We start from the raw sequence: 20,921 nt of genomic DNA on the forward strand, positions 1-20,921 counted from the left end.
CTCACTCCTTAAATACCAATTTAAACTGCTCGCATACTAAAAGCATTTCAGGATGACATTGATAACCTGTACCTGCTAGCTCTCGCTGATAATAATTCCAGTGCACACGCTGCCAATAAGCAAGGCTTTTGTCACCCTCCCCCTCTAATGCAGCATATTCGTCTGTGATTTGATTAAATGCCGTAATAGTAACCGCGATGGTTTCAATAATGCCTAGGGGCTGTTCTTGCCAATTAGTAAAAATAGCTAGGTCGCCAACTTGAGGTAAAGCTTCGTCATTAGCTTTAAACCAATACAGTGAAGAGGTTGTTGCTTGTTTTATACCTTTTAAAACAAGTAATGCGCAGTCATTGGCATCTTGCTCATTATCACAAAAATGCCAACTTGGTAGTTCATCAACGGCGCACCCTGATTGCTCATTAAAGCGAGCAATCAACTGCGCCTTACGCTGCTCGTTACTTAACGGCTGCAACAACCGAAATCTCTACAAGCAGTGCATCGCGCGCCATTTTTGCCTCTACACAGGCACGTGCTGGCGCATGACCTTGTGGTACCCATGCATCCCAAACCGCGTTCATCGCTGCAAAGTATTCCATGCTTTTCAGGTAGATTGTGGCGCTTAGCATATGCTCTTTGCTACTCCCCGCTTCAATAAGTAACGCTTCTACCTTATCTAGCATGGTTTGCGTTTGTTCGCTGATATCTTTTTCTGCATCTGCACACACTTGGCCACACAGGTACACCGTACCGTTATGCTTAACGATACGGCTCATGCGCGCACCAGTTTGTAAACGTTCGATTGTCATAGTTTTAATTCAATAGTTAACAGAAACATAAATCTAGCAAATTCATACTTATATTTCGACGTTATTAGGTGAGTGAATACTTAAGTAATGACTGCGCTGCTTGGTATCGTCATATTCAATAACAGCAATAGCGCCTGTGTTAAAAATCGGCATGTTACCAGGGCTCAATTGGTCAACCAGATAACTAACAATTGGCATGTGTGCAACAACCAACCAAGTTGAGCATTCTGGGTGCATGGCGATTAAGGTTTCAAGGTAGTCAGCAGCAACTTGAGGAGTGCCATCTGGAATTATGTCGTTACAGGTTTCACTAAATTGTAATGGATTATTTTGCGTTGCCGCTTTCGCTGTTTGCTGGGCACGTATGTAAGGACTTACCAATAACGCATCTGGTTTATAATTTATTGCTAACCACTGCCCCATTTTACTGGCTTCCTGTCGCCCTGTATTTGTCAGTTGTCTTGCTGCATCATCTGCTTGCATTGGCGTTGCTTCGCCATGGCGCATGATTAAGATTGTTTTCATAAAAAATCAACCGATTAAAGAATATAAAACAGTAGCCAGTTTGCTTGATTGTCCGCTATATTAGAATATCATCACAAAACACATTAAACATCCTCTTATGATATTCAGGTAGATTTTCGTTGCAGTGCCTTTAGCGTTCCTGATTTATCATCTGTTGTTAGGACATTAACGCATTCTTCAGGAGCACCTTTTGAATATCAGCCGCAATGATAACAGAACATACCAACCCCTCACACTGGACAATGGTCTAAAAGTACTTTTAGTGCAAGACTTAGAATCAACTAAATCAGCGGCATCAATGGCAATTAATGCGGGTCACTTTGACGATCCCCTTGATAGGCAGGGCCTTGCACACTTTTTAGAGCATATGCTTTTTTTAGGCACTGACCTATACCCTGAGTCTGGCGGGTTTTCTAATTTTGTATCACAATCTGGTGGAAACACTAACGCATGGACAGGCACTGAGCACTCTTGTTACTTTTTTGATATTAATAATCATCAGTTTTCTGAAGCCCTCGCTCAATTTAGCCGCTTTTTTATTGCCCCACTATTAAACCCAAAAGAGACAGCCAAAGAGCGTAACGCGATTGATGCTGAATTTAAATTAAAGATCAAAGATGATGGCAGACGCATCTACCAAGCACATAAAGAAACGGTAAACCCTGCACACCCCTTCGCTAAATTTTCGGTTGGTAACCAGCAAACTTTGGCTGATCGCGAAGGCTGCATAAGTGACGAGCTACGCGCTTTTTTCAACAGCCATTACCAAGCACAGTGGATGACACTGGTGATCTGTAGTAATGAAGATATTGCGACCATGACAACTTGGGTAAAGCGCTATTTCAGCGAGATTAAAGGTCAGCCCAAAAGCAAAGAAATTATTGAACAGCCACTTTATCGCAAACAAGACTTAGGTAAAGTGCTACACATTGAGCCGCATAAGCACATGCAAAAGCTCATCATTAGCTTTGCTATGCCAAATATTGATGATTTTTATCGCCATAAAACGGTGAGCTTTATTGCTCACTTGTTAGGTTATGAGGGAAAAGGCTCACTTTACTCAATTTTAAAAGAGCAAGGTTGGATCAACGCACTCTCAGCAGGCGGTGGTATAAACGGCAGTAACTTCAAAGACTTCAATATCAGTATGGCACTGACCGATGAAGGTATTGAATACTACGAAGATATTGTTGAAATGGTATTCGAATACATTTGTCTGATAAACCAAAACTGTGACAAGTTACCAAGGCTTTATCAAGATAAAAAGAATTTGCTGCAAATTGCCTTTGATAATCAAGAAAAAGCCCGACTTATAGATTGGGTAAGTGGTTTAAGCATTAATATGCAACACTATGATGAAGCCAACTACGTGCAAGGTGATTACCTCATGGAAGGCTTTAATCACTGTGCGCATGAAATTGCAATGCAGTGGTTAACGCCTGATAATATGCGTCTTGTACTCATACATCCAGATGTAGAGCCGGAAAACACCACGGCTTGGTACAATACGCCTTATAAAATCGAAAATATATCACCTTGCTGGCTTGATGCATTAAGTGAAATTAACACCCCATTACCTGAAATGAGTTTGCCTGTTGCCAACCCGTATCTAACGAAGAATGTTGAACTTTTAGCACTGGATAAACCTAAAAAAACGCCTGAGTTACTGATAAAACAAGAAGGCTTTGATTTTTGGTTTAAGCAGGATGCGACTTTTCGCGTTGCTAAGGGACATTTTTACTTAGCGATGGACTCGCACTATGCCATTAAAGATGTCAAGCATATGGCTTTAACTCGGCTGTTTGCTGATTTATTTATGGATAGTGTCGCTGAGCAATTTTACCCTGCCGAGCTGGCAGGCTTAAGTTATCATTTAACCTCTCACCAGGGTGGCCTCACGCTTCATACTGCAGGCTTATCATCAAGTCAGCTTGAGCTAGTTGATGAACTACTCGAAGCCTTATTTAGTGTAGAAATATGCGCAAAACGTTTTGCTGAATATAAAAAGCAACTTGTGAGGCATTGGCGTAATAGTAATCAAAACAAGCCAGTAAGCGAGTTATTCAGTATCTTAGGTGCTAAAATGATGCCATGGAACCCAGAACCGAATGCACTTGCACAAGCTTTAAAAGATACAAGTTTTCATCAGTTTAATTGTTTCAGACATGAATTCTTTAAAGCGTTACATGTAGAGTCGTTTTTACATGGTAATTGGCAGCGTAGTGATGCACTGGCTTTTCAAAAACAAGTGGCGCATCATTTAGCAGGTTGCACTAAAATTATCGACCTAACACGCCCTCTTAACGATATAACAGATGTCGAGCAGCAACGCGTTGAGCTAAATTGTAATGACCACGCCATGGTTCTTTATTACCAAGCGCTGACTGATGACACAGCTGAAAAAGTAAAGATGATGGTGTTAAATCACCTTATCAATCAAGACTATTTTAATGAGCTTAGAACCAAGCAACAACTTGGTTATTTAGTGGGAGCTGGCTACGCACCTTTTAATACGCGTGCCGGTATTGCATTTTATGTACAGTCTCCAAAACACACCGCTGACGAAATACTCATCCGTCATCAGCATTTTATAAGTAACTATCTACAGCACATTGATTCTTTAGATGAGCAACAATGGCAAGATACAAAGGCAGGGTTAATTACACATATAGCAGAAAAAGATAAAAATCTTCGTCTTCGCTCACAAAGGCTCTGGTTAGCAATTGGTAATCGAGATAGTAAATTTAATATGCAGCAACAACTTCTTGCTGAGCTTGATAAACTGAGCTTAAAGCAAATGCAACAATACATAAAAGAGACATTTGCCGAATCGCGACCTCGAATAGAGCTGTTAAGTGACAAAGCAATCAAAAAACAGTCAAAAACAACCCTTTCTTCGCATTCTCTTTGACTCGCTTGCGAGCTTAGATTAAATTATCTGGTGCGAATTAAGGTATTGCATTAATGACAAAAATAATAACAATGATTTCAGTATTTCTAACACTCAGTATGGCTGGTATATTTTCAGCCGCCGCAAGCCCTATAGAGCTAGAGCAAAGCACCCTATTGCTTATACCTAGCTCTATAATGCTGCTGTTATTACCGTATTTGCTATTCGTTATTTATAAGCTCAAACGCTCACGCCATCAACTTCGTATTTCAGAACATAGATTAAAAAGTACCGTAGAAGGCAGCGGAGATACGTTGTGGGACTGGAATATAAAAACAGGTGAAGTTATTCGTATAAACGATAAATATACCGCCGATACGAATAACGCAGCAGGCTTCCCGCCTAACCGTGATTTAATACACCCTCATGATCTACAACATGTTGAAAAAGCCCTTAAAAAACATTTTGCCGAACACACTGCTTTTTTTGAAGCAAGCTATCGTATAAAAGACAGCTTAGAGCGTTGGCATTGGGTACTCGACCGCGGAAAGATTATTGAAAAAGATGTCAATCTTAACCCATTACGCATGACTGGCACCGTACGTGACATATCACAGCTCAAATCCACAGAAGCACGTTTAAACCTATTTGCAAAATGTGTTGAGTCACTGACTGATGCCATCGCAATTTACGATAAAAACTTTAAATTAGTTGATTTAAACCCCAGCTTTTTAACCCTGTTTGGTGGTACCCGCGAGCAATACCTGAAGAAAGATTTTGCTCTTTTTGGCTATGATCAAAGCTACGTAGATGAAATAAAAGCTACGGTTAGAGCCACAGATCACTGGCAGCAAGAAGTTAAGCTTAGAAATGCACAACGACAGTTACTCCCCATAGAGATTTCTATCGACGAAATCAAAAACGAGCATAATCAAATATGCAATTACGTTGTGGTTTATTCTGACCAAACAGAGCGCAAAAAAGCTGAGTCACAGTTACATAATTTATCAAACCGAGACCGGACTACCGGCTTGCCTAACCGTAATTTGTTTTTTACTAATCTTAAAAAGCTCGCCAAACAAGATAATCATCATGCTCTATTAGTATTTGACTTGGATAACTTTAAAAAGATCAATGATTCCTTAGGCCACCAACTTGGTGACAGCCTGCTCGCCAAATTGGCTATGAGATTAAATAAGCTCACCCGTGAAAAAGACGTATTTTATCGCCTTGGTGGTGATGAGTTTGCACTTGTTATGTCAGGCACCAACGACATTCATACGATTACGCGAATGGCAAAGCTGTTTTTAGCAGCGATTGCCACACCTTTTAACATGGCAGGCCATGAACTAGTAATCACCTCAAGTGTTGGTATTGTGCTCTTTCCTGAAGATGGTAATACACCTGAGCTTTTATTAAAAAATGCCGATACAGCGATGTACCACGCTAAGAAAAAAGGCAATAGTTACTTATTTTTTAACGACACAATGAATCGCCAAGCCGTTAAACGCCTGCAAATAGAAAACCTAATGCGTTACGGCTTAAAAGAAGATCATTTTGAAGTTTATTATCAACCCAAAATGAATATTCGCACCGGCAAATTGGATGGTATGGAAGCACTTGTGCGTTTTATCACACCTAAAAAAGGGATTATCAGCCCAGGAATGTTTATTCCTATCGCAGAAGAAACGGGGCAAATTATTGAAATCGGTGAAGTAGTGCTTAATAAAGCCTGTCGTGATGTGAAGGCATGGATCGACCAAGGATTATTTAATGGTCGTGTCGCTGTAAACCTATCAGCAAAGCAATTTAGCTTACCTGATTTAACAACTCGCATTGATGTGATTTTACAAAAGAATGAACTACCCTCTTACTTTTTAGAGCTCGAAATAACCGAAGGAACGGTAATGGACGATCCTAATGAAGCAATTTCAGTGATGCGTTCTCTTAGTGCTCGGGGTATACACTTAGCGATGGATGACTTTGGTACGGGTTACTCATCGTTGGCTTACTTAAAGCAGTTCCCACTCAATACTTTAAAAGTTGATAAAGCTTTTATAGACGACATGCAATCAGAACGAGGTCGTAACATGGTCGATTCCATCGTTACCATTGCACACAACCTTGACTTACATGTTGTTGCTGAAGGCGTTGAAAAAGCAGAGCAAATAGCCATGTTAGAGCAATTAAATTGCCAAACAGTACAAGGTTATTACTACTCAAAACCCTTGTCACAACCTGAGTTCACAGCCTTTTTGAAAAAACAGCGTAATAAATCAGCGCCCAGTTTATTAAGAAGCGTTGAAGTTTAAGGTCGCCAACTGCACGCTTGTAAACCGATATGACGTATCAATGCACGTCGATAATGTATATTAAACAAGCACCAAGCAATAGGGCCTAGCGCCCCACCTAAAAATACCCAACGTTTAACAGGCATGCCTTTTGAAACTGACTCTAAATACATTACAAAAATAAATACACAACTTACACAAACAAAAAACACAGTAGCCCCCACAGTTATAAGCGCGCAGTGTACATAACTTAAGCACCGGTGAAAACGTCAGGATATAAATAGCCACTATAAAGGCAGATTATATTCTTAAATATCAAACATAAACCTAATAAAAAATTGTATTATTTATATACAAAGCGGTCAAAATTGTTAAAATAGGAACGTGCATTGATGCACATAAGGAATAAACAAAAATGATTAGGAGACATCATGTCTGACAATACTGCAAACGTCTACGAGGCACCGGAAGCAAACCTTACAGAAAATAACGATGGTAGCAACAAACCCATTTTGAACTTTGACCGCTTCTCGGCGTGGGGCGTGTTCTTTTTAAGTATCATTACATTAGGTATCTACAGTGTGTACTGGCTTGTAAATAGAACAAACAAAGCAAACTCACTGGCGAAAAACCAAATAGCTCAAGGACTAATTTATGGCTATGTGGCGCTGTATGTGGTTAACCTTGTTTTATCAATAGCCGGTATTTTACCTGAGCTCGGCTTCATTGTGTCGCTAGCCTCATTTGTCGTAGCTATTATTTTAATTTTCTCACTGCGTACTTCACTCACAGAATTAATTAATGAAGGTAGCGCTGAGCCTGTAAAATTAAATGGTATTTTAACGTTCTTTTTCAACGTTATTTATTTCCAATACAAGATTAATGAAGCAATTGATAGACAGCAATAAGCTACTATGATTTCATAATGAAAAAGGCATTAATTTTTAATGCCTTTTTACTATGTATCCCGTTTAACATCCAAGTATGTATTAGTTACTTAACTGCATCATTATAAAGCACCTGAATGTTTCACATTCAAATATGTATTGAGCACATGAGGCAATAACTGCTCAGGGTTACAATCAATCGCAATCACCCCTTCTTTTCTCAGTTTCGCCATATTTTTCTTATGTGTATTTAATAAACTGAGTGCTGCGCAATAACTTGTTGCATCTTCGTACTTTTGAATTGGTTCTTTAAGCACTTCACTCACAGAGCGGTTATTTATGTTGATTAAAGCAACTAAATGATGCTTCTGTAATAGTTTTATCGCTGGCAGTAATTCATCAATACTTTGTTCGTCGAGTGTTGTAACGAGTAAAACTAAAGAACGCTTACTACGCTTGGCAATTAGCTGATTTACAGCAACCACATAATCACTGCTACTTTGGTCTGGGTAAAGATCATAAAAGTGGTTCATTACCCGCGACACATTTTGTGCTCCTTTTACACCAGGTAACCAACGCACGTTCTGATTAAAGCTTTGCATACTAAACCAATCGCCTTGCTTTAATACCGTGTGTGATAGTAACAATAATGCATTTAGCGCGTGGTCAAAGTGACTTCCCTCTTTAGCCTCTATAGCCATTTTCTTTGAAGCATCCAGCATAACAATGACATGCTGGTTTTGCTCTTCTTGGTATTCTCGGGATATTAATTTACGGCGTTTACTGGTTGCTTGCCAATCTATCTGCCTAACGCTATCACCTTGGCGATACTCTCTTAGTTGATGAAACTCAATTCCATCACCACGCTTTTTTGTTAGCTTAAGGCCATTAATTGGTTTATTTGTCACGCCGTTAAGATGTTGCTTAGACGTGACGCGGCTGAAGTCTGGGTATACTTTCAACTGCGTCTTGTGTGTTGCTAACCAATTTGATTGCCATAACCCAAACGCAGAAGTTATACGCAATTCAACCGCCGAAATATCTGCATCTCCTCGCTTATGAGCACGCATTGAATAGCTAAGCTCAGCTTGTTGGTTTGTCTCAAGTTCAATACTTTTTACCGCTTCAGCAAGCTCCAGTGCATTTGTTAAATGAATACTAATGTCAGCACGTAGAACCTGTTTTGCTTTATTTTTTAGTCGCAACTTTATTGGCTGCCAGCGATATAACGCCATATTTTGATTTGTTGAAAGCTCTACAGATACATTGTGCGCAAATCGCGAAAAGTAACAATCAACACAAGCAATCAGCAAAGGAATACAAAGCAGTAGCGTAATAAATAAGCTGCTAAGCTCAATCAAAGCAGATACCACCACTAAGAGGACAATAACACTCAGTATCTGTACTAGGCGTTTTGATGGTCTTAGCTTTATACGTTTCATGATCGTGGTGCTTCAACACTAGCAAGAATGGCACTAATCACTTCATCAAATGACACACCTTCAAGCTCAAGATCAGCAGATAAAATCAAACGATGGCGAAGTATATTAACTGACACTGATTTAACATCATCAGGGGTTACAAAGTCACGACCATTCATTAGCGCCATCACTTTTGCCGCTTTAATAATATTAATTGATGCTCGCAACCCTGCTCCATGTAAAACTCCCTGCCACGTTCTTGAACTACGCGTAATATCAACCGCATAATTTAAAATCTGTTCGTCCACTAATATATCTGCACAAAGCTGTTTAATTTGAGCAATTTGGGCAGCATTTAATACAGCTGGCAATTCATCAACGGTTGATTCATTCGAAACCACCTTGGTGTTTAGTTTTAGTAACTCCACTTCAGATTCGAACGAAGGAAACCCTAGCTCAATCTTCATCATGAAACGGTCAAGTTCTGCTTCAGGTAGCGGATACGTACCTTCTTGGTCAAGCGGGTTTTGCGTGGCAAGAACCATAAATGGCGAGTCGATTGACAGCGTGTCACCATCAATGGTTATTTGTTGTTCTTGCATCACTTCAAGTAACGCTGACTGAGTTTTTGCAGGTGCACGGTTTATTTCATCGGCCAATAATATGTTGGTGAAAGCAGGTCCCTTTTTAATATTAAATTCACCCGATTTCATATCATATAAACTGTGACCAACGACATCCGATGGCATTAAATCGGGTGTAAACTGAACCCGTGAAAAATCAACACTCAAGCTTTTAGCAAGTGCTCGTACCAACAAGGTTTTACCAAGCCCTGGTACACCTTCAAGTAACACATGTCCGCCGGCAAACAATACTGTTAATACGTCTTCTACAATGGCATCTTGGCCAACAAGAACACGCGCAATATTTTCTTTCACTTTTTTTACTGCGTTTGCCGCATCTACCAGGCTCAATGAGTGAGTATCTAGTTCCGTGCTCATAAGGCATTCCTTAATTGTTTATATCGTTTTATATAATCTGTTCGTTGTTCACGAGACTCGGGAAGTTCACTTGAAAGCAAGGTCTCGACTTGCTGTTTATCAAACTGAGTTAAACTGGCAATAATCTCAGCCTGTTTGTGTGCACTAAGCATTTTGAAGTTAGGGACTCGCGTCTCTACTTTTGCATTAAAATCTTTTTTTAGCGCCTCGAATAAACGCGCTTCATGACCATGTTCTGTGTAAAAATTTGCAATAGCTCGAATATGCTGATTAAAGCTTGTTTTGCTATCGACATCTGGCGCATATGCGCGGCCAATACGGCTAGTAATATGCCACACAGCAAATACCACTGTCAGTAATAAGCTAACCACAAACTGCCAGCTCCAATGCCACAACTTAGATAACCAATTTGGGTAACTTAAATACGGCACATACGTCACTTTACTGGCACCTTGAGTAAGCCAAACTAATAGGCTGCCATGATCTAGATGTCGTAACTTATAATTAGTAAAAGGGGCCAGTGATGGTAAAACGATAACACGGCCCGCACCAAATGGCAGATCGCACATTACAGTATCACCCGCTTGATTTTCTGTTTGCACGCCTTGGCAACTATCAATTTTAAAAGCTTGGCTAAGTTCGAGTTCTAATTGCGTTGTCTCATCAATTGTCAGTGTTGTATTTGAGCTGCCTTCTTCTAATAGCACAAAATTGAATTCAAACACATCATCGACGGTTGTAACATCAATCCCTAACTCTTGGAAAAAAATTGCGTTATCAATCCCTAGCTCATCGCGCTGTCGGTTAAGTACATACACTAAACGCCCACCGTCAGCGACCCACTGCACTAGCTGTTGATCAAGCTCATATGAGTTAGCAAGTACAGCCTCATCAACAACCAGCATAGTATTTGGGTCTATTGTTAATTGATTGGGGTTAGTTTGGCTGGCTAAACGTTTATCTTTGTGCCATTTCACATCATATGAAGCCAATAACCGTTGAGCCAGAGTGAAGCTGTCTTTTGCTACCTCTGGTTGAAAACCTATCTCTACTTCCTGTTTTTCCCATTTTACTGATGCCAACATTGACCCGAGTAAAGCAACGGTTAAAACCAGTAAACCAATCATAAAATACTTAAGTTTCATGGTTTAACTCCACAGGCAACGACATTTGCTTAATTTGCTCTGCAAGTTGTTCAAAGTCGATATTAGGTTTTCGATGTCCCCAAGCAACACTGACCCATGCTGAAAATAATGTGCCAAATACAGCTTGCCATTGCTCGGGCACGCTTGCATCAATTGCTTGTTTACACTCACGTTCAGTCATTGAACGATGAAGTTTTATCTCATACTGAACCTGTGCCCAGCGAAGTGAGTGATGTAATAAGTAACCAAGCGCTAACCGTAAGTTTCCTGAACGATAACTCTCAAGTGCAGCACTAATTAAATCAGCAGGAAGTTCGTCTTGTTTAATGTCAGTAAATAAAGACGGAATAACATGGTCTGACTTTTTTTGTGACTTTTCAGGCAATTTCAACCCTGTGAAAAAACCTTTATTCTTAACAAGATAATAAACAAGCCACAGTGCAAGTAATCCCACAAAGCCCCACACTAAATAGCTAAGCGTAAATCCAATTAACTCAAAAAAGTTACTCAGCCATGAAAAATCAAACGATGATGGACTTGCGTTGTCTTGTTCAAAATTAAAGTCAGGAACCCAAGTCGTTTTCTTTTCAATAACATCATCTTGATTGTAAAGTGTAATCACTTGTTCTTTAACAGCATCTTTATCAAGCTCCTCAGCAAAACTGGTTTGTGGCATCGCTGCCAAAAAGCTAAGTAAGCAAGCGCATATCAACGGCAAAGGCTGTGCAAAACGTGTTTTTATATTCTTAAAAGCAAGCTCAATGTCCCAACCTTCGAGCTCAACCCTGCGATGTAAATAGGCTAAAAACCCCCCTGTGACAAACAGTGGAGCTACTAGAGAAATACTTAATAAATAAAGTAAATTAAAGGCAATTTCTAGCCAAGCAGGAGAGTCTTGAAATTGATAGATAGATTCTTCAAGAGAAAATGAATTTGGGATCAATGCAATTGAAAAAGCCGAAAGTCCCATTAAAACAATAAACTCGAAATGTACGCAAAAAAGCATCCATAAGGTTTGCTTTGGCTTTGATGTTGCAAAAAGAACTTGCTTACGTTTTTGCTTTCGCTCTGCTGATAAGCGCTCTAATTGCTCCACCGGAGCCAAAAATGCACGATTAGGGCTGAGCCTGAATACGGTTAGATGCGCTAGCATATCCTTGAATTTAAGCTGCTTTATAACCAGTATGCTTGACTTAATAGAGGTTGGTTGACTAAACACAGCCTTCGACATGTAATCAAGTAAAGGGCGTTCAAATAATGGTTTTAATAGCCATACAGCAAATGCAGCGATTGACCAGCCAAGTAAAAACCCTAATATCAAAAATGTTGGTAAAGCTAAGCAGATATAAAGGCTAAACAAAGGTAAAAAGTGCTGCTTAGTTAATAATACAGTTAAATCAAAGTTTTCATAGGCGCTACGTTTACGCGGGTTAAAACTTAGCCTATTAAGCTCCATAACGCATCCCCTTGTATAGCCTATACAAAACAAACGCCCAACAAGCACTCCCTACACTATATTTAATTTCATTGGCTATATCACGTGGCGACCAAAAGGCCTCAATAAATGCCGCAAGCACAAGCATTAAAAACGCACCAACAATAAGAGGCAATGCTTTTTGGGCGGCCTGTTTAATTGCATAGCCGCGGGTAAAATGACCAGGATTTAATAATGCATAACCTATCTGACACCCTGCAGCAGAGGCAATAATAATGGCGGTTAATTCAAATGAACCATGGGTTATAACGAATGAGAAAAATGGCCCTTCAAAGCCAATATTAACGATGTGAGCGGCAATCGCACCAAAGTAAAAGCTGTTAAATAGTAAGAAAAATGCAGCGCCAACACAAAACAATACCCCACCAGCAAACATTTGAAATGCAATGCCAATGTTATTGTAAATATAAACACCAAACATCATGAGATCTTGAGCTGCGCCACGCTCAGCTGTTTGTACACTGCCCCCGGGGTTATACATTTCTTCAATTTGCAGTACGGTGCTTTGCCCCAAAAATGTATATACCGCATCAGGGTCAAGCATCACCCAAATAAAAGCGATAAGTGCTAAGCCCCAAAATGCTAATAAGTTAATGCCCAGCATTATACGGTTCTCATAGAGGGCCCGAGGAAATGCAGTGCGGGCAACATGCCATATCTCAGAAAACTGATTGCTGCGAGATAAGTACAAGCGCTTTTGACCATACTGAACTAAACGATTAATTTGCTCAATAAGCACGGGGCTGTATTGGCGACTGCGGGCAATGGCTAAATCATTACACACCTTACGGTACATATTAGGAAAATAAACCGGCAAACTTTCTGATTCTGCAAGCTCGCAAAGCGCCTTAAATTCATTCCAACTCTGGCTATTCGATTTTACAAATTGCGTTTGCTTCATTGCACTGTCTCACTCTGCGCCTGTTCATTAGAGTTACTTAACTGACCTGAGTAAAAACGCGCATAACCGACTAACATACTTTGCGCTTCACTGGTCTCTAACTTAAATGGTTCCGCTAAAATAGCAGCGAGTTCACTGCGCCTCGCATCAGAAAGCTCATCACTGCGCTCTGCAAAAGCAAGCACTGCTAATTGTTCTTCCGTGCTTAAGCTCAATACTGGGATTTCAATATTGCCTTTCGGTAATTCAGGGCGTGCCTCTACTTCATCATCATAAATAACCATGGTGCCTGCAGCCCAATCACCAATGCGCTTAAATCGAGAGTTGAACATCATTACAACAAGCCCTAAAAAATAGCCAATAGGTAACATATCTGCTGGTCGTAATAGGTTTCGTACAACAATTTGTGAAAAACTGGCTGGTAGGCCATTATCTTGTACTACGCGGATCTTAAGACGCTTTTTCCCAGGAGTTTGACCATTTTTCATTTCAAAAAAAATGTTGTATCCCCAAGATGTTATAAAATAAATAATCAGAATAATGCCCTGTCCTGCATCACCTAAAAGGCTAAATACAAGTGATACAACGAACATAATAAGACTGCGAAATAAGAAATCGATGATGTAGGCATAGCTACGGGAGACAACACCTGCGGGTGTGATTGCAATATCAACCCCTTCAGGTAATTTAACGTATTCTCTGTTTTCCAATCCGTGGTTTAACATTTAATCTACTACTGCTTGTTATTATTGTTTTTGCTACCTAACCCGTATACATGATAGAAACAGCCACATAGCAATAATTTGAGCGCTTAATAATGCGCTTTTTCTGTCCCTTTTTCAATCTTTAAACAAAGTAATATTAAATGATTAATGAAAATACTACTTTATAGGTAAATAAAATGATAAAACCGATCTGCAATCGGTTTTATCAAACATAACCAGTTAGGACTACTTTTCAGCGCGACCCATAAACTTGTGTTCTGCGGTATTAATACGAATACGATCGCCTGTTGAAATATGCTCTGGCACTTGAATAGTAAGACCTGTACTCAAACGTGCTGGTTTTGAGCGAGCACTTGCTGAAGCGCCCTTAATTGAAGGGTCTGTTTCTTCAACAACAAGTTCTACACTTGAAGGTAAGTCAATCCCCACTGGTGAGCCATCGATCACTATAACATGTAGACCTTGCGTCTCTTCATTAACAAATAAAATCTCTTCGCTAATTGCTTCTTTGTTTAAGTTATAAGGCGTGTAGTCTTCATTATCCATGAAAACATACTCCTCACCATCAATGTAAGAGAACATCGCTTCACGACGAGTTAAATCAGCAAGTTTAAGCATATCGCTATCTTTAAATGTTTCGTCTACTTTGCCACCAGTAACAACATCATATAAACGCATGCGGTATAAACTACCACCAGCACGACCTTGCGGTACTGAACGTTGAATATCTTTTACTACTAAAACTTGGCCGTTATGCTCAATAGCGGCACCTTTTTTGACTTCACTAGCCTTAGGCATGGGTGTATTCCTATCGTTTTTTAATGACAGGAATTTACCACGTAATTACTATTGTTCAACAAAAATTTGCAGTTTTACTTTTGCTGATGTAATTGGTCTATTTTTCAGCGAATTATCGTAATAAATGTCTCAAACCGAATAAAAAGATGCTATCTTTATAGCAACGAAAAATGACTTCAAGGACTGGATCATGAATCAACATGCTGTACATGAATACTTAATGAAAAAGCCAGTGGTAATCCTCACTCAGCCATTTGGTCAAGACGTCGATGTTTATAAAGTAAATCATAAAATGTTTGCGACTCTCGCAGAGGGAAAAGAAGGCCAAACAAATGAAGATGGTGAACCTGTTTGGTGGCTTAACTTAAAATGCGATCCGGACGAAGCTCAAGCATTACGTGATATTTTTCCTTCTGTAATTCCTGGTTACCATATGAATAAACGGTTGTGGAATACAGTGATTTTAGATGGCACTATCCCACAAGGAGAAATTGAACGAATGATTGATAACTCGTTTGATTTGGTGGTTGCGAATATGCCTGAAAAAGACAGAAAAGCGATTGAGCTTCACCTATAATTCGACCGCACTGATCACACCCTGTGATCAGTGCAATTTAAATGAAAATGGTGATCGGTATACAAAACCCCACCAATAGCATAGGCATCTAACTGCTTATCAACTAGCTGAAAGCCACACTTCTCGAGTACTTTTTCTGAACCTATGTTGCCTTCAGTGACGACAGCTTTAAACTCCTTCACAGAATACTCAGCCTGAGCAAAATCAAGCACCGCCTTTAAAGACTCGGTGGCATAGCCACGACCATGAAAATTAGGCAGCAATAAGTAGCCAACTTCTTGAATATCAGGAACGGTTGATGAGGTAAAACCTGTCACACCCACCTCTTTACCTGTAGTCGTTTCAATAATAACTAAACACAATGGCGAGTTTGCATCTGGCTGCCAAGGCTTTAAACGTTCGTTAAACTTCGCACGTAGCTGCGCCTCTGAGGGCTTATCAAAGCATTTCTCAATAACCTCTGCATCATTGTGCAAAGTGTAAAACAGTGGCCAGTCATCAGCATTTAACAACCGTAAAGTTAATCGCGCAGTGGTGAGAGTCATGGTGATCAATCGCTAAGTAAATAAGTCTAGTTATAACAAACCTACTTAGCTAATTAAATACCACTTATGGCCAATACTGCAGCGTAAGCTGCTTTACAGCTACCAAGTATAAATCACTTTTCCTATCACGTTATCTTTAGGAACGAAGCCCCAAAAGCGGCTATCTGAGCTATTATCTCTAGAATCACCCATAACAAAGTAATGATCTTCAGGGATGATCCATTCCGCCTTTTCGCTGCCAGCTTGGTTGAAATAATGACTTATCTGTTCAGGGTGATTCTCATTTAGTAAAATTTGATAACGTTTACCATCATTTACCTCTTGCAGAACTTTAAGTCCACCTTCAGTTTGAGAAACAAGTGATTGCTCTAAAGGGATGAAGTCAGTGCAAATATCGGCTCTCTCATCACATGCTTTTTTCACGTAAACGGTTTTATTTCGATAAACAATTCTATCGCCAGCTACCCCTATTACGCGTTTCAGCCAAGTATAATCAGGGTTTTTCGGATACTGAAAAGCAACAACATCACCTCGACTCACTTTAGCTGACATGGGCGATCTTGAAATTTGATAGCCTAAGTACCGATAATTACCAAAACCTATTTTACTAACCAAAACTTGGCTCCCTTTATCTAACTGAGGTGCCATAGATGAAGCAGGTAAAGTGAAAGGCTCAAATGAAAAAATTCTCATTAAAATAAGAGCAGCAGAGACGGTAAGATAAATTAAAGTTACAGCCCACCAACTTGCGAACCAAGGCCGATTCTTATCTGCGTTATAGTGCTTCGTTATCCAAAAAGCATGGAGTGGACATATAATTATAAACACACTTGTTAGATAAATGCCTTGATACCAATCGGCCTCTCCCGCACTCGCTTGGATTTTAATGTCAAACAAGTAGCATAAGGCCGTTAAAGCAAGGTAAGTAAAAAACAACCTGAATTTGTTAACGTACAAAAATACAAATGGCTGAAATAACACGCCAAGAAGAATAGCGATAAAACCTTTAGGCTTCCATGAAGTAGACACTCTGACATCCTTGTTTAAATTAAGTCATTGAATTTATTTGTTTATATTAAATATAAAATCACAGTGATGCCATAAAATTTTTATATTTCTTTAAAGCAATACTCCTTTAAAGCAAAAAGCCCCGCTCAAAATGAGCAGGGCTTTTAAATTAACTAATTAATTTAAAGCATTAGCTTTTCGTCGTTTCTGTATCCACTTCTACTGAAGCTTGCTCGTCTTCAACCACTTCCTTGGTTACTTCAACCGGATCGACTTGTGCAGCTTCGGCAACTGCCGACTCTTCACTTTCTGCTTGGTAAAAACGACCACCCTTTTCAGCCATTGCTTTTAATGTATCGCAAGGAGTAAAAATTGGGTTGTAATTAGCGAATGTGGCCATTTCAGAAGTAACCTGTGCTGCGCCAAGTTTATCCATATAACTAAATGGACCGCCTAAGAAAGGAGGGAAACCTATACCAAAAATAGCACCAATATCACCGTCACGAGGACTTGCAATAATGCCATCATCTAAACAACGTACCGCTTCGTTCAGCATTTGTGCCACACAGCGTTTAGCAATTTCGCTCTTGTTTAAGCGAGGTGATGGCGTAACTCCCAGTAACTCGTATACTGACTCATCCACTTTTTTATCTTTTTTGTCATAAAGATAAAAGCCACGACCTGTTTTACGGCCTAAACGCTTAGAATCGATTAAGCGGTTAAAGGCATCGGGGGCTTTAAAACGCTCGCCCAATTCTTTTTCAAGGATGGGAGCAATTTTAGAGCCAATATCAATCCCTACTTCATCAAGTAATGCTAATGGGCCAACAGGAAAACCAAACTCAACTAAGGCTTGGTCAATCTTTTCAATTGGCTCACCTGCAAGCAGTAAATTAGCCGCTTCATTGACATAAGGCGCTAAGATACGGTTTACATAGAAACCAGCCATATCTTTAACCACAATCGGCGTTTTGCCTTGTTTACGGGCAAAGTTAACAACACGGGCTATGGTTTCTTCAGACGTACCGGCATGTGGAATAATCTCAACAAGTGGCATTTTCTCAACAGGTGAGAAGTAATGCAGACCAATTACATTTTCTGGGCGCGCTGCATCCGCAGCGATTTGTGCAATCGGTAATGACGAGGTATTACTTGCAAAAATCGTGTTGTCTTGGCATTCACGTTCAACATCAGCGACCATGCCTTGCTTAAGAGCTAAGTCTTCAAACACTGCCTCTATCACGATATCAATGTGTTTAAAACCACTGTAATCGGTGGTGCCGGTAATACGGTTCATGGTTTGTTGCAGCTCAGCTTTAGATAAAATACGGCGCTTTTGCTTTTTATCTAAAATTTTATAGCTGTAATTCATCGCATTGCTGATGCCCTTTTCAGCTACATCTTTGATGCGCACCGGAACACCCGCTTTCACAGCACTGACATGAGCGATACCCGCGCCCATCAAGCCACCGCCTAATACTGCCGCTTTAGCAATTGCTGGTGCATCATCGTTGCGCCATTCTTTTTTCATTTCAGTGGTTGCAAAGAAAATACCGCGCAATGCTTTTGACTCATCGCTCATAACTAGCGTGGCAAAGCCTTCAGCTTCAGTTTTATATGCTTTTAACTGATCAAGCTCAACACTTGCACGAACTGCTTTAATAATGGCCAAAGGCGCTGGGTAATGGCCACCGGTTTTCTTCAGCACATTTTCTTGTGCTTTTTTGAAAATAATATTGCGGCCAAATGGGTTCGACTCAAGTAATTGGCTTAAACGGTCAAGTTTTGGTTTAGTAGCCTTAGCCTTACCTTTTAATGCAAATTCTTTAGCAACGTCAAGTAATACACTGTACGGCACACAGTCGTTTACTAAGCCTGTTTTCTTCGCTTGCTTAGCACGCACTTGTTTACCTGTAAGCATCCATTCAAGTGCTTTTTGCAGGCCGACTAATTTAGGTAAACGTTGAGTACCGCCACCACCTGGTAATAAGCCTAACTGTACTTCAGGTAAGCCAAGCTTAGTGATATCACTGTCAGAACAAACACGGTAATCACAGGCTAGAGCAAACTCTAAGCCGCCACCCAATGCTGCACCATGAATGGCACTCACTGTTGGAAAAGGCAGTTTTTTCATATCAAAAAACGCTTCTTGGCACATTTCGCTCAGCGCTAATGCGTCTTCACGGCTAGTTGCGCTATCAAGCATTTTAATATCAGCACCGGCGATAAAGTTATCGCTTTTACCGCTAATAAACACCATGCCTTTGACCGCTTGTGCTTGTGCGTCTTTAAGTAAGGTTTTTAAATCTTCTGCAAAACTGCTACGCAGGGTGTTCATTTTCTCACCCGGCACATCAATAGTTACAACGGCTACGCCGTCATCAGCCACTGATAAACTAAATACTGAATCTGTCATTACGCACTCTCCAATACAAAGGCTGCACCTAAGCCACCCGCTGCACACGCAGTCGTTAGTGCTAGGCCGCCACCGCGACGATTAAGTTCATTCAAGCTTTGCGTGATCAGGCGCGCACCTGTTGCGGCAAATGGGTGGCCGTATGCTAGTGAGCCACCTAAGACATTGAACTTGTCCATGTTAATTTCGCCGATCGCTTTACTACGACCTAGCTTTTCTTGTGCAAATTTATCTGACGCAAACATCTTCATATTGGCAAGTGTTTGCGCTGCAAATGCTTCGTGCATTTCAATTAAATCTAAATCAGCTAATGTAATACCTGCTCTATCTAAAGCGATTGGCGTTGAGTGCGCCGGACCCATTAGCATGTCTTCATGAACACCGATTGCAGAAAACGCAAAGCTACGTACATAACCTAGAATGTTGTAACCCAGTGCTTTGGCTTTACTCTCGCTCATCATTAATACCGCAGCGGCACCATCTGTTAATGGTGTTGCGTTAGCTGCAGTAACTGAACCATGCTGACGGTCGAATACTGGTTTTAATTTCGCGTAGCCTTCAACCGTTGAGTTATGACGAATGTTATTGTCTTGCTCAATAAAGCTCTTGTAGGGTGCAACATGGGCAGTCATTACTTCATCTTTAAGTTTACCATCAGCCCATGCTTGGCTTGCAAGAGTGTGAGAACGATGAGCTAAGGCATCTTGATCTTCACGGCTAATACTATGCGTTTTCGCCATTTGCTCTGCCGTTTGACCCATAGATAAGCCAGTAGAGTACTCAGCTACTGCAGGTGGTACAGGGAGTAAATCTTTTAGGCGCAGTTTTGAGAAAATCTTCAAACGCTGGCCAAGTGTTCGCGCTTTGTTTAAATCAACCAAGCTGCCGGCTAATTTTTTGCTCACACCGATTGGTAATACAGATGATGAATCAGCGCCACCGGCGATACCCACTTGCACTGAACCTGCCATAATTGACTCAGCAACATTAGCAATTGCTTGGAAGCTTGTCGCACACGCACGTGATACAGAGTATGCATCTACTGAAACAGGCATACCTGTGCCTAACACAATCTCACGAGCAATATTAGGCGCTTCTGGCATTTGCACTACTTGACCAAATACAAGCTGATCGATTTCAGACTTATCAAAATTAAGACGCTCAAGCATCTCGTTTACAACCAGTTTACCCATATCAAGTGCTGGCACATGGTGGAATGCAGTCGCTTGTTTTGCAAACGGCGTTCGTAAGCCGCTAACGATGGCGATACGATCGCCCTTTGCTGTTTTAAGTATATTTTGCTCAGACATTTATGCTCTCCCGCTGACAGGTCTGACCTGTTTGTTTTTCCTGATTCTAAAACAACCCGAATACGAATGCCAATAGAGAAACGAAATTAGTTACCAACCATAGGCTTTTTTTAGCTTATTTACAAAAATAACGTGTATTTATATGGTAGGCTAAAAATCCTTAAAAAATAACGAACTATT

General features: G+C 40.4%; 19 protein-coding genes. 4 read left to right on the forward strand and 15 right to left on the reverse strand.

What is annotated here, in order from left to right; all coding sequences use genetic code 11:
- Window position 1 precedes the first annotated feature (1 nt).
- From L3V41_RS01830 to sixA, 3 genes are read right to left on the reverse strand one after another with little or no spacing between them, the layout of a single operon-like run.
- A complete protein-coding gene (locus L3V41_RS01830) occupies window positions 2–475 on the reverse strand; it encodes an ASCH domain-containing protein (protein WP_237127084.1) in 474 nt (157 codons plus the stop codon).
- Window positions 456–806, reverse strand: a complete 351-nt coding sequence (locus L3V41_RS01835; RefSeq protein WP_062569797.1) for a RidA family protein — start codon at window positions 804–806, stop codon at window positions 456–458. The genes L3V41_RS01830 and L3V41_RS01835 overlap by 20 nt, the downstream gene beginning before the upstream one ends.
- A 48-nt stretch (window positions 807–854) precedes the next feature.
- On the reverse strand, window positions 855–1,331 hold the full coding sequence (gene sixA / locus L3V41_RS01840; RefSeq protein WP_237127085.1) for a phosphohistidine phosphatase SixA: 477 nt from the start codon (window positions 1,329–1,331) through the stop codon (window positions 855–857).
- Window positions 1,332–1,521: 190 nt separating this feature from the next.
- Between sixA and L3V41_RS01845 the strand changes: the two genes are divergently transcribed.
- Both L3V41_RS01845 and L3V41_RS01850 read left to right on the forward strand, forming a co-directional pair.
- Window positions 1,522–4,242: an insulinase family protein gene (locus L3V41_RS01845; protein ID WP_237127086.1), complete on the forward strand. Its 2,721-nt coding sequence runs from the start codon at window positions 1,522–1,524 to the stop codon at window positions 4,240–4,242.
- Window positions 4,243–4,295: 53 nt separating this feature from the next.
- Complete coding sequence (locus L3V41_RS01850) at window positions 4,296–6,533, forward strand: EAL domain-containing protein (RefSeq protein WP_062569794.1); 2,238 nt, start codon at window positions 4,296–4,298, stop codon at window positions 6,531–6,533.
- Here L3V41_RS01850 and L3V41_RS19990 read toward each other — a convergent pair.
- Window positions 6,530–6,724 carry a hypothetical protein gene (locus L3V41_RS19990; RefSeq protein ID WP_228074309.1) on the reverse strand — a complete coding sequence of 65 codons (195 nt, stop codon included), beginning with the start codon at window positions 6,722–6,724 and terminating at the stop codon, window positions 6,530–6,532. The genes L3V41_RS01850 and L3V41_RS19990 overlap by 4 nt on opposite strands.
- 219 nt (window positions 6,725–6,943) lie before the next feature.
- Between L3V41_RS19990 and L3V41_RS01860 the strand changes: the two genes are divergently transcribed.
- Window positions 6,944–7,420, forward strand: coding sequence for a DUF4234 domain-containing protein (locus tag L3V41_RS01860; protein WP_062569792.1), 477 nt, complete (start codon window positions 6,944–6,946; stop codon window positions 7,418–7,420).
- Between the two features lie 101 nt (window positions 7,421–7,521).
- Here the strand turns inward: L3V41_RS01860 and L3V41_RS01865 are convergent, their stop codons facing one another.
- From L3V41_RS01865 to yeiP, 7 genes are all read right to left on the reverse strand, one after another.
- Window positions 7,522–8,841 (reverse strand): DUF58 domain-containing protein, encoded by a 1,320-nt coding sequence (locus L3V41_RS01865; RefSeq protein WP_193987599.1) that lies wholly within the window; start codon window positions 8,839–8,841, stop codon window positions 7,522–7,524.
- Window positions 8,838–9,821 (reverse strand): MoxR family ATPase, encoded by a 984-nt coding sequence (locus tag L3V41_RS01870; protein WP_237127087.1) that lies wholly within the window; start codon window positions 9,819–9,821, stop codon window positions 8,838–8,840. The genes L3V41_RS01865 and L3V41_RS01870 overlap by 4 nt, the downstream gene beginning before the upstream one ends.
- Window positions 9,818–10,966 carry a DUF4350 domain-containing protein gene (locus tag L3V41_RS01875; RefSeq protein ID WP_237127088.1) on the reverse strand — a complete coding sequence of 383 codons (1,149 nt, stop codon included), beginning with the start codon at window positions 10,964–10,966 and terminating at the stop codon, window positions 9,818–9,820. The genes L3V41_RS01870 and L3V41_RS01875 overlap by 4 nt, the downstream gene beginning before the upstream one ends.
- Window positions 10,956–12,422, reverse strand: a complete 1,467-nt coding sequence (locus L3V41_RS01880; RefSeq protein WP_062569788.1) for a hypothetical protein — start codon at window positions 12,420–12,422, stop codon at window positions 10,956–10,958. Before L3V41_RS01880 ends, L3V41_RS01875 begins: the two co-directional genes overlap by 11 nt.
- Window positions 12,412–13,362, reverse strand: a complete 951-nt coding sequence (locus L3V41_RS01885; protein ID WP_062569787.1) for a stage II sporulation protein M — start codon at window positions 13,360–13,362, stop codon at window positions 12,412–12,414. The genes L3V41_RS01880 and L3V41_RS01885 overlap by 11 nt, the downstream gene beginning before the upstream one ends.
- Complete coding sequence (locus L3V41_RS01890; protein ID WP_062569786.1) at window positions 13,359–14,087, reverse strand: RDD family protein; 729 nt, start codon at window positions 14,085–14,087, stop codon at window positions 13,359–13,361. Before L3V41_RS01890 ends, L3V41_RS01885 begins: the two co-directional genes overlap by 4 nt.
- A 225-nt stretch (window positions 14,088–14,312) precedes the next feature.
- Entirely contained in the window at window positions 14,313–14,885 is a 573-nt protein-coding gene (gene yeiP, locus L3V41_RS01895) for an elongation factor P-like protein YeiP (protein WP_130150514.1), read from the reverse strand.
- 190 nt (window positions 14,886–15,075) lie between these two features.
- Between yeiP and L3V41_RS01900 the strand changes: the two genes are divergently transcribed.
- A complete protein-coding gene (locus tag L3V41_RS01900; RefSeq protein ID WP_237127089.1) occupies window positions 15,076–15,462 on the forward strand; it encodes an MmcQ/YjbR family DNA-binding protein in 387 nt (128 codons plus the stop codon).
- Between the two features lie 14 nt (window positions 15,463–15,476).
- Here the strand turns inward: L3V41_RS01900 and L3V41_RS01905 are convergent, their stop codons facing one another.
- The 4 genes from L3V41_RS01905 to fadI all read right to left on the reverse strand — a co-directional run bounded on the left by L3V41_RS01905 (window position 15,477) and on the right by fadI (window position 20,741).
- A complete protein-coding gene (locus tag L3V41_RS01905) occupies window positions 15,477–16,007 on the reverse strand; it encodes a GNAT family N-acetyltransferase (protein ID WP_237127090.1) in 531 nt (176 codons plus the stop codon).
- Between the two features lie 99 nt (window positions 16,008–16,106).
- Window positions 16,107–17,036, reverse strand: a complete 930-nt coding sequence (gene lepB / locus L3V41_RS01910) for a signal peptidase I (protein WP_237127091.1) — start codon at window positions 17,034–17,036, stop codon at window positions 16,107–16,109.
- Between the two features lie 169 nt (window positions 17,037–17,205).
- Window positions 17,206–19,431 (reverse strand): fatty acid oxidation complex subunit alpha FadJ, encoded by a 2,226-nt coding sequence (gene fadJ, locus L3V41_RS01915; protein WP_237127092.1) that lies wholly within the window; start codon window positions 19,429–19,431, stop codon window positions 17,206–17,208.
- Window positions 19,431–20,741 carry an acetyl-CoA C-acyltransferase FadI gene (gene fadI, locus L3V41_RS01920; RefSeq protein WP_062569780.1) on the reverse strand — a complete coding sequence of 437 codons (1,311 nt, stop codon included), beginning with the start codon at window positions 20,739–20,741 and terminating at the stop codon, window positions 19,431–19,433. Before fadI ends, fadJ begins: the two co-directional genes overlap by 1 nt.
- Window positions 20,742–20,921: the final 180 nt, after the last annotated feature.

Source organism: Pseudoalteromonas sp. L21 (assembly GCF_021728035.1).
In the GTDB taxonomy this organism is placed as follows: Bacteria; Pseudomonadota; Gammaproteobacteria; order Enterobacterales; family Alteromonadaceae; genus Pseudoalteromonas; species Pseudoalteromonas arabiensis.

Coding starts and splice junctions, on each gene's coding strand:
- L3V41_RS01835 (WP_062569797.1), bottom strand. CDS start 806: ATGACAATCGAACGTTTACAAACTGGTGCGCGCATGAGCCGTATCGTT.
- sixA (WP_237127085.1), bottom strand. CDS start 1,331: ATGAAAACAATCTTAATCATGCGCCATGGCGAAGCAACGCCAATGCAA.
- L3V41_RS01850 (WP_062569794.1), top strand. CDS start 4,296: ATGACAAAAATAATAACAATGATTTCAGTATTTCTAACACTCAGTATG.
- L3V41_RS01860 (WP_062569792.1), top strand. CDS start 6,944: ATGTCTGACAATACTGCAAACGTCTACGAGGCACCGGAAGCAAACCTT.
- L3V41_RS01865 (WP_193987599.1), bottom strand. CDS start 8,841: ATGAAACGTATAAAGCTAAGACCATCAAAACGCCTAGTACAGATACTG.
- L3V41_RS01870 (WP_237127087.1), bottom strand. CDS start 9,821: ATGAGCACGGAACTAGATACTCACTCATTGAGCCTGGTAGATGCGGCA.
- L3V41_RS01875 (WP_237127088.1), bottom strand. CDS start 10,966: ATGAAACTTAAGTATTTTATGATTGGTTTACTGGTTTTAACCGTTGCT.
- L3V41_RS01880 (WP_062569788.1), bottom strand. CDS start 12,422: ATGGAGCTTAATAGGCTAAGTTTTAACCCGCGTAAACGTAGCGCCTAT.
- L3V41_RS01885 (WP_062569787.1), bottom strand. CDS start 13,362: ATGAAGCAAACGCAATTTGTAAAATCGAATAGCCAGAGTTGGAATGAA.
- L3V41_RS01890 (WP_062569786.1), bottom strand. CDS start 14,087: ATGTTAAACCACGGATTGGAAAACAGAGAATACGTTAAATTACCTGAA.
- yeiP (WP_130150514.1), bottom strand. CDS start 14,885: ATGCCTAAGGCTAGTGAAGTCAAAAAAGGTGCCGCTATTGAGCATAAC.
- L3V41_RS01900 (WP_237127089.1), top strand. CDS start 15,076: ATGAATCAACATGCTGTACATGAATACTTAATGAAAAAGCCAGTGGTA.
- L3V41_RS01905 (WP_237127090.1), bottom strand. CDS start 16,007: ATGACTCTCACCACTGCGCGATTAACTTTACGGTTGTTAAATGCTGAT.
- fadJ (WP_237127092.1), bottom strand. CDS start 19,431: ATGACAGATTCAGTATTTAGTTTATCAGTGGCTGATGACGGCGTAGCC.
- fadI (WP_062569780.1), bottom strand. CDS start 20,741: ATGTCTGAGCAAAATATACTTAAAACAGCAAAGGGCGATCGTATCGCC.